Source organism: Nocardia sp. NPDC056541, assembly GCF_042794235.1.
In the GTDB taxonomy this organism is placed as follows: Bacteria; Actinomycetota; Actinomycetes; order Mycobacteriales; family Mycobacteriaceae; genus Nocardia.
Window position 1 is genome coordinate 189098 of sequence record NZ_JBHTUD010000011.1, and the last position, 14663, is coordinate 203760.

General features: G+C 68.2%; 13 protein-coding genes. 11 read left to right on the top strand and 2 right to left on the bottom strand.

Annotated elements, in window-relative coordinates; all coding sequences use genetic code 11:
• Positions 1 to 56 precede the first annotated feature (56 nt).
• The 8 genes from ACFQ9R_RS21045 (at position 57) to ileS (ending at position 10328) form a co-directional block, all read left to right on the top strand.
• Entirely contained in the window at positions 57 to 2846 is a 2790-nt protein-coding gene (locus ACFQ9R_RS21045) for an AAA family ATPase (RefSeq protein ID WP_378992595.1), read from the top strand.
• Between the two features lie 146 nt (positions 2847 to 2992).
• Positions 2993 to 3724, top strand: coding sequence for a peptidoglycan editing factor PgeF (gene pgeF / locus ACFQ9R_RS21050; protein WP_378992596.1), 732 nt, complete (start codon positions 2993 to 2995; stop codon positions 3722 to 3724).
• Complete coding sequence (locus ACFQ9R_RS21055) at positions 3721 to 4452, top strand: YggS family pyridoxal phosphate-dependent enzyme (RefSeq protein WP_378992597.1); 732 nt, start codon at positions 3721 to 3723, stop codon at positions 4450 to 4452. Before pgeF ends, ACFQ9R_RS21055 begins: the two co-directional genes overlap by 4 nt.
• Positions 4453 to 4559: 107 nt before the next feature.
• Entirely contained in the window at positions 4560 to 5315 is a 756-nt protein-coding gene (locus ACFQ9R_RS21060; RefSeq protein ID WP_378636706.1) for a cell division protein SepF, read from the top strand.
• 89 nt (positions 5316 to 5404) lie between these two features.
• Complete coding sequence (locus ACFQ9R_RS21065; RefSeq protein ID WP_056816435.1) at positions 5405 to 5707, top strand: YggT family protein; 303 nt, start codon at positions 5405 to 5407, stop codon at positions 5705 to 5707.
• A gap of 60 nt (positions 5708 to 5767) precedes the next feature.
• Positions 5768 to 6625 carry a DivIVA domain-containing protein gene (locus tag ACFQ9R_RS21070; RefSeq protein ID WP_378992599.1) on the top strand — a complete coding sequence of 286 codons (858 nt, stop codon included), beginning with the start codon at positions 5768 to 5770 and terminating at the stop codon, positions 6623 to 6625.
• Positions 6626 to 6714: 89 nt separating this feature from the next.
• A complete protein-coding gene (locus ACFQ9R_RS21075; RefSeq protein ID WP_378636709.1) occupies positions 6715 to 6915 on the top strand; it encodes a hypothetical protein in 201 nt (66 codons plus the stop codon).
• A gap of 278 nt (positions 6916 to 7193) precedes the next feature.
• Positions 7194 to 10328 (top strand): isoleucine--tRNA ligase, encoded by a 3135-nt coding sequence (gene ileS / locus ACFQ9R_RS21080; protein WP_378992601.1) that lies wholly within the window; start codon positions 7194 to 7196, stop codon positions 10326 to 10328.
• A gap of 62 nt (positions 10329 to 10390) precedes the next feature.
• Here ileS and ACFQ9R_RS21085 read toward each other — a convergent pair whose 3' ends face one another.
• Positions 10391 to 10804, bottom strand: a complete 414-nt coding sequence (locus tag ACFQ9R_RS21085) for an organic hydroperoxide resistance protein (RefSeq protein WP_378992602.1) — start codon at positions 10802 to 10804, stop codon at positions 10391 to 10393.
• 110 nt (positions 10805 to 10914) lie between these two features.
• Between ACFQ9R_RS21085 and ACFQ9R_RS21090 the strand changes: the two genes are divergently transcribed.
• On the top strand, positions 10915 to 11448 hold the full coding sequence (locus tag ACFQ9R_RS21090) for a TetR/AcrR family transcriptional regulator (protein WP_378992604.1): 534 nt from the start codon (positions 10915 to 10917) through the stop codon (positions 11446 to 11448).
• Positions 11449 to 11785: 337 nt separating this feature from the next.
• Entirely contained in the window at positions 11786 to 12301 is a 516-nt protein-coding gene (locus ACFQ9R_RS21095) for an NlpC/P60 family protein (protein WP_378992606.1), read from the top strand.
• On the opposite strand, the gene ACFQ9R_RS21100 is transcribed toward ACFQ9R_RS21095, so the two are convergent.
• Positions 12298 to 13179, bottom strand: coding sequence for a UTP--glucose-1-phosphate uridylyltransferase (locus ACFQ9R_RS21100; RefSeq protein ID WP_056816413.1), 882 nt, complete (start codon positions 13177 to 13179; stop codon positions 12298 to 12300). The two genes, ACFQ9R_RS21095 and ACFQ9R_RS21100, sit on opposite strands and share 4 nt — an antisense overlap.
• A gap of 177 nt (positions 13180 to 13356) precedes the next feature.
• Here ACFQ9R_RS21100 and ACFQ9R_RS21105 point away from each other — a divergent pair, with 177 nt between their 5' ends.
• Positions 13357 to 14655 carry a DNA polymerase IV gene (locus tag ACFQ9R_RS21105; protein WP_378992688.1) on the top strand — a complete coding sequence of 433 codons (1299 nt, stop codon included), beginning with the start codon at positions 13357 to 13359 and terminating at the stop codon, positions 14653 to 14655.
• Positions 14656 to 14663: the final 8 nt, after the last annotated feature.

The window sequence follows — 14663 nt, forward strand, 5'->3', positions numbered from 1 at the left end:
GTTATGCTCTGATCCGGCCGTCCACGGCCGATCTCGCCAGTGAGGTACGGAGTGTCATGTTCGAACGCGCATTCGTCGGCCGTGCCGCCGAACTCGCCGCGCTGACCACGACTTTCACCGGCCCGGACGCGCCCTGGTTGCTGCTGGTCGACGGACCGGCCGGAATCGGCAAGTCCCGCTTGATCGCCGAGTTCATCGGCGCGGCCCGCTGCCGGGTCCTGGTGGTCACCAGCGCCGAGGACGCGCAGTCCCAGCCGCATTATCTCGCCGATGACATCGTCGAACAGCTGGACGAGGGCGCGGGTGATGCGTCCGCGGCGGCACCCAAGACCTCGGGAGTGACGCCGGATTCCCGCGACCCGGCCGATCTGGTTCGCCATGTGCGGCGTGCGCTCGGCGCGGTCGAGACCCTGCTCGTCGTCGACGACGCGCAGTGGGCAGACCTGGAATCGATGCGGCTGCTCGCCTTTCTGATCCGGAACCGCCCCGCGCGAGGATTCCGCCTGCTGCTCTGCTTCCGCGACGGCGGTTGCCCACCGTCGATCGCCCGATCGGTCCGCGCGCCGCGGGTGCGGACGGTGCACGTGCGGGTTCCACCGTTCACCGAAGCTGATGTCGACGGGTTGCTGCCCGGGGAGGAACCGGATCGGCGGGCCAGATTGTTCGCCGCGTCGCATGGCAATCCGCTGTACCTGACGCTGCTCGCCGATCTGCCCGACCGCGAATTGGATCGGGCATTGCAGGGGGAGGAACCCGACCCCGCGTCGAACGATTTCGCGGCGCTGGACCGGACGATCCGCGCCGAACTGGCCCAGCTTCCGGACACCGAGCGGCTGGTAGCGCAGGCCATCGCGGTGTGTGGACTGCCCCCTGACCTCGAATTATTGTGCTCGACAGCCGATCTCGCGGAGGGCGCCGTGGTCGCGGCGGTGGACGGGCTGGTTCGGCGCGGAGTGGTCAGCATCGGTGACGGCGCGGTGACGTTCGCGCATCCGCTGATTCGCACGGCCGCCTACCGGCTGTCCGGCCAGGGCTGGCGAGCGCTGGCGCACCGCAGGGCCGCGCTCGCACTGCGCGCACGTGGCGCGTCGATGCCCTCGCGCGCGCGTCATCTCGAGCACACGCTCCTCGGCGCCGACGAGATCGCGGGCGCGGAACTGCGACTGGCCGCCGCACAGGTGCTCGCCGACGCCCCGGCGGCGAGCGCCCGCTGGCTTTCGGCCGCCGCGCGGATCGCGCCCGCGACCGACGACCCACTCGCCGCCGCCCTGGCACTGGGCCGGGCGCAATTGCTGTCCGGCGCGGCCGCGCGAGCGGTGGAGACCCTCGAACCGGCTGCCGCCACCGCGGGTCGGCACCAGCTGGAGGCGCTGCTGCTGTCAGCCCGTTGCGCGCGCATGCTCGGTCGCGTCGACCAGGCGCGCACGCTGCTGGCGCACGGTGCGACGCTGCCTCGCCGCCCCGGCGACGGACCCGTGCAACTGGAACTCGCGATCCTGGAAATGCAGGATCGCCAGGACTCCGAAGGCCAGGCCCGCCTCACCGCGTTGTTCGACTCCGACGCCATCGACGACCCGGCCGTTCGCGCCGCCGCGACAGCCCTGCGCTGTCTCGGTCTCCTGGCCGACGCGCGTATCGCCGAGGCCGCCCAGCTCTACGACCCCTGTGGCCGAGCCTTCGGCCTGCTCACCGACACAGTCCTGCGTGAGGTGGTCCACGCCGCCCCCGCGTTCGGCTGGTGCGCCTACTTCCTCGACCGCGACGCCGACGGCCTGCACCACCTGGACCGCGCGATCGCGGTGAGCCGCCGCTTCGGCCGCACCTACGCTCTCGCCGAACTCCACACGGTTCGCGCCTACTCGCTGGCCAAACTCGGCCGTCTCCACGACGCCATCGCCGCCGCCGATGAAGCCACCGAAGCGGCGACCACCTTCGGCTATCCCGACCTGGTCTCCTTCGCAGGCGCGCTGAAACTGCGCACTCTCCAACTGACAGCCCCGCCGGCGGCGGTAACCACCCAGTGGCACACCGTTTCCGCGCTCATACGTCCCACCGTGCGCTGGTGGCGCCAGGTGGTGGAGACAACCCTCACCGAAGTCGGCCGAACCCTGGACCTGCCCGCCTGCGCACCCCCACCCCAGAACGGACGACCCGGCCCGCTCACGCCGACACACCTGTCCCGGGCCGCCCGCGCCGCGATAGCCACCGGCGACCTCGCCGCCGCCGCCGACCTGGTCACTCGTGCCGAAGCGGCCGCCGCGGCGACGAGTCACGCCGTCCACCTCGGCGAGCATTCCGTCGCGACCGTGCTGATCACCCCGGGCGGGGACCTCGGCAGTCAAGTGGGTGCGGCCGCGCTGGCGCGGGCCGAGTACGCCGCCGCCACGGGCGAGGTGGCCGTCGCGGCAGCGGCTGCCGAGGCAGCGGTCGCGGCGTTCGCGCGTGCCGGAATGGTGGTGAACCGGGCACAGGCCGAGTTGATCGCCGGTGTCATCGCGGGCAGATGTGGTGATTTCGGTCGCGCGACCAGTCGATTCGCCTCCGCACGCGCTGTCTTTCTCGCCACCGGTGCCACCCGTCTGCTCGACGAGGTGACCACCGAACAACGTCGTCTCGCAGGCGCCCAGCCTGTCGGTCCCCCGGCCGCACTGACCCGGCGCGAACGCGAAGTCGCCGAGCTGGCCGCCAACGGCCACACCAACAAGGCCATCGCCGAGCACCTCTGCCTCAGCCCCCGCACCGTCGAGGACCATCTCAGCCGAGTACTGCGCAAACTGGGGCTGGCCGGCCGCGCGGGCATCGCGCGCAAGCTCGGCGAGCTCGACATCGCGGAGTCCACCGGGTGACCGGGCGCGCGGTGATCGCCGTGGCGGTCGACGGCGCCGGTCCGTTCGGTGAGGTCGAGCACCTGTCGGCCCAGTCGTTTCGGGCTTGACCGACGTCACTGCGCGCGATGACCGCCCGACCCGGTGACCGCACTACGCTCGAACACATGACTTCCGCACCTCCTACCGTGACCGTTCGCCGGGTGACCACCACCCGCGCCGGTGGCTTCTCCGCCGCGCCCTACGACTCGTTCAACCTGGGTGACCACGTCGGTGACGATCCGGAAGCTGTGCGCCGTAACAGGATTCGGCTGGCCGAGGGCATCGGCCTCACTCCCGACCGGCTGGTGTGGATGGAGCAGGTCCACGGGCGCACTGTCGAGATCGTCGACGGGCCGCGCGCCGAACCGGTGCCGGTGACCGACGCGCTGGTCACGACCGTGCCGGGACTGGCGCTGGTGGTGCTCACCGCCGACTGCGTGCCGATCCTGCTCTCCGACGACGAGGCCGGCGTCATCGCCGCCGTGCACGCGGGCCGCATCGGCGCCCGGATCGGCATCGTGCCGCGCGTCCTGGACGCGATGGTGTCGGTCGGCGCCCGCGTCGACCGCATCGGCGCCTTCCTCGGCCCCGCCGCCTCGGGTCGTCAGTACGAGGTCCCCGCCGCGATGCGCGCCGACGTGGAAGCCCACCTGCCCGGCAGCGCGACCACGACCGTTCGGAAAACTCCCGGTCTCGACCTGCGCGCGGGCATCCGCCGACAGCTCACCGAGGCGGGTGTCGCCGGAATCGCCGTCGACCCCCGCTGCACCATCGAGGACAAAACCCTGTTCAGCCACCGCCGCGGCGCCCCCACCGGCCGCATCGCCGGCGTGATCTGGATGGATCCCGCCGCATGACGACCGAAACCGCGACGGACCGCACCGCGGAGCTCTCGGCCCGCCTCGACGGGCTGCTCGCGCGCGTCGACGCCGCCGTCGACGCCGCCCGGCGCCCGGCGGGCTCGGTCCGTCTGCTCCCGGTGACGAAGTTCTTCCCCGCCACCGATGTGGCCATCCTGTACGCCCTCGGCCGGCGCGAATTCGGCGAGTCGCGCGAGCAGGAAGCCTCGGCGAAGGTCGACCAGCTGGCCTACGACGATGTCGAATGGCACATGATCGGTCGTTTACAACGCAACAAGGCGCGCTCGGTCGCGCGCTGGGCACACACCGTGGCCTCGGTCGACAGCGAACGTCTGGCAAATGCCCTGGGCCGGGCGGCGCAGGACGCACTCGCAGCCGGCGAGCGTATCGCGCCGCTGCGGGTGCTGCTGCAGGTGAGCCTGGACGCCGATCCCGGACGCGGGGGTGTCGCACCGGCCGATCTGCTCGCCCTGGCCGACCTGGTAGCGAAGGCGCCCGGACTGCATCTGGCCGGTCTGATGGCGATTCCGCCCCTTGACGCCCCAAGTGATGTGTCGTTTGCGAATCTTGCGACATTGCACACTTCGCTGCTCGCGCAACACGCCGAAGCCACCGAACTTTCTGCAGGTATGTCGGGTGATTTGGAGATTGCGGTCGAACACGGTTCGACGTGCGTGCGTGTCGGAACCGCCCTGATGGGCGCGCGACCGATAACCTCGGCGTAGCAAAGAAACCTCACCAGTCACATTCGACACATACGATTGGACTGAAGAGGCGCTGAGCAAGAACTTCAACACCCGGCCGCCACCGGGGCCGAAGGAAGGTCGACCAGATGAGTACCCTGCATAAGTTCAAGGCGTACTTCGGCATGGTTCCGCTCGATGAGTACGAAGACGACTACGTCGACGATCATGCCCCTCGCGGCGTCGAGGAGCGCGCTGGCCGCGTTCGTCCGCGCAGCTACGACCGTTATGCCGAAGACCGCTACGGCGCCGACCGTTTCGAGGACGAGGCCGACGACTTCCCGCAGCCGGCGTACAAGTCGGCCTACCAGGCGCGTCGCGACGACTATGTCGCCGACACCTACGCCGACGATCGCTACGAGACGCCGCGTCGCCCCACCAGGATCGAAACGGCGCCGTCGTCGGGCCGGTCCTTCCGGGCAGGCGGTGTCGCACCCGGTATGCGCGGCTCCACTCGTGGTGCGCTCGCGGTCGATCCCGACGCCGAGGAGCGCAGGCTGGAGGAGCGCTTGCGCCCCGAGCCCGCACCCGCGCGGCGTCCTGGGATCTTCGAGGACGGAGGTCCCTTGTCCAAGATCACCACGCTGCGTCCGCGCGATTACAGCGAGGCCAGGATCATCGGTGAACGGTTCCGCGAAGGGAATCCGGTCATCATGGACCTGGTCGACCTGAGCAATGCCGATGCCAAAAGGCTGGTCGATTTCGCGGCCGGACTCGCTTTCGCGCTGCGTGGTTCGTTCGACAAGGTGGCGACGAAGGTGTTCCTGCTCTCACCGGCCGATGTCGACGTATCAGCGGAAGAACGCCGCCGCATCGCCGAAAACGGCTTCTACAACCAGAAATAGAGAACACACACCGGATACCGAGATGGCCGCCCGCGCACTGCGCGGCGCGGCCATTTTGCACCATGCCGATTTTGCGGCAGAGTGAAGCCGTGGCCCTGTTCGCGGTTCTGTACCTCGTGCTTTTCATCTTCTGGCTGTTGCTCATCAGTCGGGTGATCGTGGAGTTCATTCGCAGTTTCGCGCGCGACTGGCGCCCGACCGGTGTGGTGGTGATCGTCCTCGAGGTGATCTTCACCGTTACCGACCCCCCGGTGAAACTGCTGAGGCGGTTGATACCTCCTGTGAATCTTGGGGGGATTCGTCTCGATCTTTCGATAATGGTCCTGCTCTTCCTCGTCTTCATCCTGATGTCGATCGTGGGTAGGCTCGGTCAGCCCGTGACCTCCGTGTGACACAATGAATCGAGAAGACCGCTTGCTAGTTCTCCAAAAGACGCGTGAAGGGATCCTTCGATGCCGCTGACTCCTGCCGATGTGCACAACGTCGCGTTCAGCAAACCGCCGATCGGTAAGCGCGGCTACAACGAGGACGAGGTCGATGCCTTCCTGGATCTCGTCGAACAGGAGCTTTCGCGCCTGATCGAGGAGAACGCCGACCTGCGTCAGCGGGTCGCCGAACTCGACACCGAGCTGGCCGACGCCAAGAAGAACCGTGGTCCTGCCCCGGTCAGCGCCGCGAAGGCGCCCGTACAGCAGGCACCTCCTCCCGCGCCGGAACCTGTTCCGCAGCCGGTTCCCGTCGCGCCGCCCGCCCCGATGCCCGTCGCGGCGCCGGCGCAGAACAACGGCCCGGACGCGAACATGCAGGCCGCGAAGGTGCTCACCCTGGCGCAGGAGATGGCCGACCGCCTCACCACCGACGCCAAGACCGAGGCCGAGGGTCTGCTCTCGAACGCGCGAGCAAACTCCGAGCGACTGGTCGGCGACGCTCGCACCCGTTCGGAAGCGATGATCGCCGACGCGCGTCAGAAGTCCGACGCGATGCTGGCCGACGCGCAGAACCGCTCCGACACCCAGATCCGGCAGGCCAAGGACAAGGCGGAGGCGCTCACCGCCGACGCCGAGCGTCAGCACGCCGAGATCATGGCCACGATCACTCAACAGCGCACGGTGCTGGAAAGCCGCATCGAGCAGCTGAAGACCTTCGAGCGCGAGTACCGCGTGCGCCTGAAGTCCTACCTGGAATCGCAGCTGGAAGAGCTCGAGAACCGTGGGTCGGCCGTGCCGGTCGACGGCGGCGAGTTCGCGGGCGAAACCAACGGTTCGGCCAACAGTCTGGCTCCGGCTTCCTTCGCCAAGGGCGGCAAGTAAACTGGTTCCCGAGTCGCGCGACGCAGCGCGTCGCGTGATTCGGGAATGCCCAGTTATCGTCGGGCTGCTCGGTTGGCTTGGGAGTCACCATGCTCGTCTTGACGCTTGTTCTAGCGGCGATCGGCTTCGGACTGCTCGTCGCAGCGCTCGCCACCGGTTCGGTGGTGTGGGCGTGGGGGTGCATTCTGATCTGCGTAGTCGGTGCCGCGAGTTTGCTCGTGAGCGCGCTGGCCACCCGAAAACCCGAGAGCGAACCGGCCTCACCCGGCCGACACGCCCGGCGGAACTGAGCGGCGCGGAATATCCACTGGACGCACCCGGTTAGAATCGAACTACACATGGCGCTGATCCGGCTATCACCGGGGAGCCTTCGGAAGAACGGCGCGTCAGCGCTCAGTAGAACCGAACGGGTGAGCCCGTCACAGCTCACACAACGAGAGGCCTGAACCCTTCGCAGGGAGTGGATCAGGCAAACGGGGTGGTACCGCGGTACGGCGCACCGGCGCCGACATCGTCCCCGTGCCCACATTCCGCGCTCACGGCGCGGCGGCACGAGGAGCAATCCGCGATGGCGGACGAGACAACTACCGGTAGCGCATACCCCCGGGTCGATTTCGGCGCGGCGTCGGGCGCGACGTTCCCGGAGCTCGAAACCCAGGTGCTCGACTACTGGGCCCGCGACGACACCTTCCGCGCCAGCATCGACAACCGCGACGGTGAGGGTGAGTTCGTCTTCTACGACGGTCCGCCGTTCGCCAACGGTCTGCCGCACTACGGGCACCTGCTGACCGGCTACGTCAAGGACCTGATCCCGCGCTTCCAGACCATGCGCGGCAAGAAGGTCGACCGCCGCTTCGGCTGGGACACCCACGGTCTGCCCGCCGAGATCGAAGCCGAGAAGCAGCTCGGCATCACCGACAAGGCCCAGATCGACGAGATGGGGCTGGCCGAGTTCAACGCCGCCTGTAAGTCGTCGGTGCTGCGCTACACCGGTGAGTGGCGCGACTACGTCACTCGTCAGGCCCGCTGGGTCGACTTCGACAACGACTACAAGACCCTCGACCTCGACTTCATGGAGTCGGTCATGTGGGCGTTCAAGTCGCTGCACGAGAAGGGCCTGATCTACCAGGGCTTCCGCGTGCTGCCCTACAGCTGGTACGAGCAGACGCCGCTGTCGAATCAGGAGACCCGCCTCGACGACGCCTACAAGATGCGTCAGGACCCCGCGGTCACCGTCGACATGCGCCTGTCCGTCCCCGCCGAGCACCCCTTCGCCGCGCTGGACGGCGCGAACGCGCTGATCTGGACCACCACGCCGTGGACCCTCCCGTCCAACCTCGCGATCGGGGTGCATCCCGACGTGCGCTACGTGCACGTGCGCGGCGCCGACGACAAGCGCTACCTGCTCGCCGCCGAACGTCTGTCGCACTACAGCCGCGAACTGGGCGAGGAGCCTGAGGTACTCGGCGAGTACGACGGCGCGGCGCTGGCCGACCTGTCCTACGCCCCGCCGTTCGACTTCTTCGTCGGCCACCCGAACTCGCACCGCGTGCTCACCGCCGACTACGTCACCACCGACTCCGGCACCGGAATCGTCCACCTCGCACCGGCTTTCGGTGAAGAGGACATGGACGTGGCCACGGCCAACGGCATCGAGATCGTCCAGCCACTCGACCCGGCGGGCAAGTTCACCTCGATGGTGCCGCCGTACGAGGGTCTGATGGTCTTCGACGCCAACCCGGTGATCATCAAGGATCTCAAGGCCGCCGGAAAGCTGTTGCGGCACGAGACGATCGAGCACTCGTACCCGCACAGCTGGCGCTCCGGTCAGCCGCTGATCTATATGGCCGTGCCGTCCTGGTTCGTCGCGGTCACCAAGTTCCGCGACCGGATGGTGGAGCTGAACCAGCAGATCAGCTGGGTGCCCGAGCACATCCGCGACGGACAGTTCGGCAAGTGGCTCGAAGGTGCGCGCGACTGGAACATCAGCCGGAACCGCTACTGGGGCAGCCCGATCCCGGTCTGGGTCTCCGACGATCCGGCCTACCCGCGCGTGGACGTCTACGGTTCGCTGGACCAGCTCGAGGCCGACTTCGGCGTGCGCCCCACCGACCTGCACCGCCCGCACATCGACGACCTCACCCGGCCCAATCCCGATGACCCGACCGGGAATTCGACGATGCGCCGGGTCCCCGAGGTGCTCGACTGCTGGTTCGAGTCGGGCTCGATGCCCTACGCCCAGGTGCACTACCCGTTCGAGAACAAGGAGTGGTTCGACAGCCACTTCCCCGGCGATTTCATCGTCGAGTACAACGGGCAGACGCGCGGCTGGTTCTACACCCTGCACGTGCTCTCCACCGCGCTGTTCGACTCGCCGTCGTTCAAAACCGTGGCCGCGCACGGCATCGTGCTCGGTGAGGACGGCCTCAAGATGTCGAAGTCGAAGGGCAACTACCCCGACGTCAACGAGGTCTTCGACCGCGACGGTTCCGACGCCATGCGCTGGTTCCTGATGAGCTCGCCCATCCTGCGTGGTGGCAATCTCATCGTCACCGAACGTGGCATCCGCGAGGGCGTGAGCCATGCGATGCGGCCGCTGTGGAACGCGTGGACCTTCCTGCAGCTCTACGCCTCGAAGCCCGGTGTGTGGCGCACGGATTCACCGAACGTGCTCGATCGCTACATCCTCGCCAAACTCGCGGTCACCCGCGACGTGGTCACCGAGGCCCTGGAAAGCTACGACATCGCCGGTGCCGCCGACGAGTTGCGTGGGTTCGCCGACGCGCTCACCAATTGGTATGTGCGCCGGTCGCGTTCGCGGTTCTGGTCCGAGGATCGCGACGCGGTCGACACCCTGCACACGGTGCTGGAAGTGGTCACCCGGCTCGCTGCGCCGCTGCTGCCGCTGATCACCGAGGTGATCTGGCGGGGGCTCACCGGCGAGCGTTCGGTGCACCTCACCGACTGGCCGACCGAGACCGAGCTGCCGCACGATCCCGAACTCGTCGCCGCCATGGACGAGGTGCGGGTGGTGTGCTCGACGGTGCTGAGCCTGCGCAAGGCGCAGAACCTGCGGGTGCGGCTGCCCCTGGCCGAGGTCACCATCGCCGCGGCCGATGCCGAGCGGCTCGCGTCGTTCACCGAGCTGATCGCCGACGAGGTCAACGTCAAGAAGGTCGACCTGACCACCGACGTCTCCGCGCACGGCCGGTTCGAGCTGGTCGTGAACGCGCGCGCCGCGGGACCGCGCATCGGCAAGCAGGTCCAGACGGTGATCAAGGCCGTGAAGGCGGGGGAGTGGAGCGAGTCCGCCGACGGTGTCGTCACCGCCGCCGGGATCACCCTGCTGCCCGAGGAGTACACCCAGCGTCTGGTGGCCGCCGAACCCGAGTTCACTGCCGCCCTGCCCGGCAATGCCGGCCTGGTGGTGCTGAACTCGGTGGTCACCGAGGAGCTCGAGGCCGAGGGCTGGGCCCGCGACCTGATCCGCGACCTGCAGGAAACCCGCAAGTCGCAGGGTCTGGAGGTGTCCGACCGGATCAGTGTGGTGCTGGACGTGCCGGCGGAGCGGGCCGAGTGGGCTGCGACCCACCGGGACCTGATCGCCGGGGAAATCCTCGCCACCACACTGACTTTCGGTGACGCCGGTGCCGATGCCGCCGAGATCACGGGCGGCGTGAAGGTATCGGTCGCGAAGGTCTAGTACGTCGGGACAGCGAAAAAGGGCGGGACCAGCTGGTCCCGCCCTTTTTCGCGTGAATGCGGTTACTCGACGACCAGTTCCACCGGGATGTTGCCCCGGGTGGCGTTGGAGTACGGGCACACCTGGTGGGTCGCCTCGATGAGTTGCTGCCCCTGCTCGTTGTGCAGGTGCTCGGGCAGTTCCACCCGCAGCACGACCGAGAGTCCGAACCGGCCGCCGTCGAGGGGGTTCAGGCCGACTTCGGCGGTCACCGACGCGTCGTCGGCGTCCAGCTTCATCCGCTTGGAGACCAACTGCAGCGCACTGGCGAAACAGGCCGAATAGCCCGCCGCGAAGAGTTGCTCCGGGTTGGTGCCCGCGCCGTCGCCGCCCATCGCCTTGGGGCGGGCGAGCGTCAGATCGAGCACGCCGTCGTCGCTGTAGGAACGGCCGTCGCGGCCGACCGAGGTGGCTACTGCGGTGTAGATGGATGCCATGGTGTCCTCCTAGACAGACTTGTCTGTTCGCTTGTGATCTCAGAGTAGACAGACCTGTCTGGTATCGTCAAGGGAAAGCGCTGAATCCCGGAAAGGACACAGGTCAGGCGATGAGTGCGGCTCGTGAACGTCTGCTCGATACGGCAACCCGGTTGTTCTATGCCGAGGGTGTCCACACGGTGGGCATCGACCGGATCATCGCCGAGGCCGGTATCGCCAAGGCCACGTTCTACCGGCACTTCAAGAGCAAAGATGACCTGGTAGTCGCCTATTTGCAGCGCGAATACGCGCGCCAGCGCGAGGCGCTGGAATCGGTCGAGGGCGAAGGCTTCGCCGCGATCGCCACCACCTTCGACGCGCTCCGTGACATCAGCTGCGGCCCCGGCTTCCGCGGCTGCCCGTTCCTCAACGCCGCCGTCGAATTCACCGACCCGGCGCACCCGGTCCGCCGCGTCGTCGACGACTACCGCACCTGGTTCCGTGAACTCATGGCCGAACACCTGCGCGCCGGCGGTCACTCCGCCCCCGGCGACGCGGCCCGCGCCCTGCTGCTCACCCGCGACGGCGTCACCATCAGCGGCGGCGTAGGCGACACAGACACCGTGCGCGCCGGCATCGAGGCGGCGCTGAAACTCATCGGCTGATCACGCGAGACCGGGGCGACTCACCGGATACGCCCACGACTCGGCTTCGACCCGACCGTCGGCCCGGCAACCTCGTGGCCACGCCGTCACGACCGGCAGAAGTCGCCGAGTGGCCGCACAGTCGTGCAGAATTGTGACGTTACTGCTGATGCGCATGGAACCGCTGAGGCGACAGTGACTGCTCGTGACGTTTGTCCTGTGGAAACGGTGCCGCGCCGATGATGGCCACATCCCGGCGCGACACCGGATCAGTGGGTGGCTCACCCGGATCAGGCGATGCCGCCCGATAGCCGACCAGCCGGAAGCTCAGCTCCCGGCCGTGAGGAAGGGCGCGCACATGAAGCGAAAACTCCTGGGACGGTTGGCCTTCGGCTTCGTCGCCACCGTCACCACCACCATGGTCCTCGCTGGGCCCGTGTGGTCGCAGCCGGGCAGCTCGTCGGGCTCGGGGACGTCAGGTTCCTCGTCGGGGAGTTCCAGCGGCTCCGGCATGATTCCGCTGCCCAGCGCCACCGGCATCGGCGCACTCACCGCCGCCATGACCCAGCTCGGCAAACCCTACGAGTGGGGTGCCATGGGACCGCATTCCTGGGACTGCTCGGCGCTGGTGCAATGGGCATTCCGGCAGGTCGGCGTCACCTTGCCGCGCACCACGTGGGAGCAGGCGAAGGTCGGACTTCCGGTGACCTTCGGCGGCCTGGCACCCGGCGATGTCGTCATCCTCAACGGCGACGGCTCCCACGTCGGCATCTACGCGGGCCTGGGCCAGCTGCTCGACGCCCATGACTGGGGCGTCCCGGTCGGCCTGCACCCGTTGCGCGAATTCGATATCTTCGCGATTCGCCGGTTCTAGTTCTCGTCCACCAGCTGACGCAACAGCGGGCCGTATTCGGGATGGGCCAGTGCCGAGGCGAACTGGGCCACCAGGTAGTCGGCCGGGTTGCCGGTGTCGTACCAGCGGCCCTGGATGACCTGGCCGTACACCGCGTGCTCGGCGGCGTAGTTGTTGATCGCGTCGGTCAGGTACACCTCGCCGGTCTGGTGGGTGTACCAGTTCTCGGTCTGGATGCGCAGCTCGTCGATGATGCCCGGCGTCACCACGTAGCCACCGATCGCGGCGAAGGCCGACGGCGCGTCTTCGGGCTTGGGCTTCTCCATCAGGCCGGAGATCCGCAGCAGTCCGTCGTCGAGGTCCTCACGCACCACGGGCACGCCGTAGCGCTGCGATTCACCCGGCGACATCGGCAGCAGCGCCAACACCGGGCATCCGGTGGATTCGTAGGCGGTGATCAGCTGCTGAGCGCGCGGTACTTCGGCGACGAACACGTCGTCGGGCCACAGCACCAGCATCGGCTCGTCGCCCAGATGACGTGCGGCGTTGAGCACCGGCGTGCCGTTGCCGTACGGGCCGTGCTGGTCGAGGTAGGTGATGTGGCCCTCGCGGGAGAGCTCGCCGACCTCCTCCACGGCGTCGGCGTAGGCGGACTTGCCGTCGGCGCGCAGCTGCGCGACCAGTGCCGGATTGGGCCGGAAGTGATCCTGGATCAACGACTTGCCGCTGCTCACGACGATGGTGATGTCGGTGATCCCGGAGGCCACCAACTCACGCACGGTGTGCTCGATGACCGGTTTGTCCCCGACCGGCAGCATCTCCTTCGGCGTCGCCTTGGTCAGCGGAAGCAGCCGGGAGCCGATTCCCGCCGCCGGAATGACAGCCTTGCGGATCTTCATCTCCCGATCATCACATATTCGGCTGTGTGATCGGTGTGCGACGGCTGGCAACGGGCTCGAGGAATTGTCGGTGACCCGGCGTAGATTGCGCTCGTGAGCACTCACACTCCTGTCGCCGGGGCTCCGGCCAGGCCCGATGCGGCGGTCACCGCCCGTCGCTGGGTGCTGCATATCGATATGGACGCTTTCTTCGCCTCGGTAGAACAATTGACCAGACCCACGCTGCGTGGCCGCCCGGTCCTCGTGGGCGGGGCGAGTCAGCGTGGCGTCGTCGCGGGGGCCAGCTACGAGGCTCGGGTCTACGGCGCGCGTTCGGCCATGCCGATGCACCAGGCCCGGCGGCTGATCGGCGTGTCGGCGGTGGTCGTCCCGCCGCGTGGCGCGCTGTACTCGGTGCTGAGCGGGCAGGTGTTCGACGCGTTGCGCAGCTGTGTCCCGGTGCTGGAGACGCTGTCGTTCGACGAGGCCTTCGCCGAACCGGCCGAGTTGGCCGGAGCGAGTGTCGCGCAGGTGCAGGACTACTGCGCGATGCTGCGCGCGCTCGTCCGAGCGCAGACCGGGCTCACCGCCTCGATCGGCGCGGCGACCGGGAAACAGCTCGCCAAGATCGGTTCCGGTCTCGCCAAACCCGATGGGATGCGGGTCATCTCGCCCTCGGAGCAGGGCGAGCTGCTCGCCTCGCTGCCGGTGCGCAAGCTGTGGGGGATCGGCCCGGTCGCCGAGTCGAGGCTGCGCAGCCTCGGCATCGAGACGGTCGGCGCGTTCGCCGCGCTGCCGGAATCGGAGGCCGTCTCGACCCTCGGCGGCAGCATGGGCGCCGCCCTGCATCGGCTCGCGCGCGGGATCGACGATCGCCCGGTCACCGAACGCGCCGAGGCCAAGCAGATCAGCGCCGAGAACACCTACGAGCGCGACATCGTCACAATGGCCGACCTGCGGGCCGCCGTCACCGCGATGGCCGCGTCGGCGCATCGCAGGCTCGAACGCGACGGCCGCGCCGCCCGCACCGTGGTCCTCAAACTCAAGAAATCCGATATGGGCATCGTGACCAGGTCCTTCACCCTGCCGTACGCCACCGCCGACCTGACCACCCTGGCCGCGGCCGCGCAGCGTTCGGCGATCGATCCCGCGGAACTGGGCCCGATCCGGCTCGTCGGTGTCGGGTACGGGGGATTGTCGCTGGTGCGCCAGGAATCGCTGTTCCCCGAACTGGATCAGGCGGTGCCCGCCGATCTCGGCACCGTCGAGGATCCGCCGCCGCCGTCACCGGAAGAGCCGAATCTGGCTGCGGGACTGTGGTTTCCGGGAATGGATGTGCATCATCCGGAATTCGGGCACGGCTGGGTGCAGGGCGCGGGCTACGGCGTGGTGACCGTGCGATTCGAGACCAGCTCGACAGGTCCCGGTGCGGCGCGTACCTTTCCAGCCGACGACACGGGGCTGACACGGGCCGATCCGCTCGCCAGTCTCGCGTGAAGAGTAGC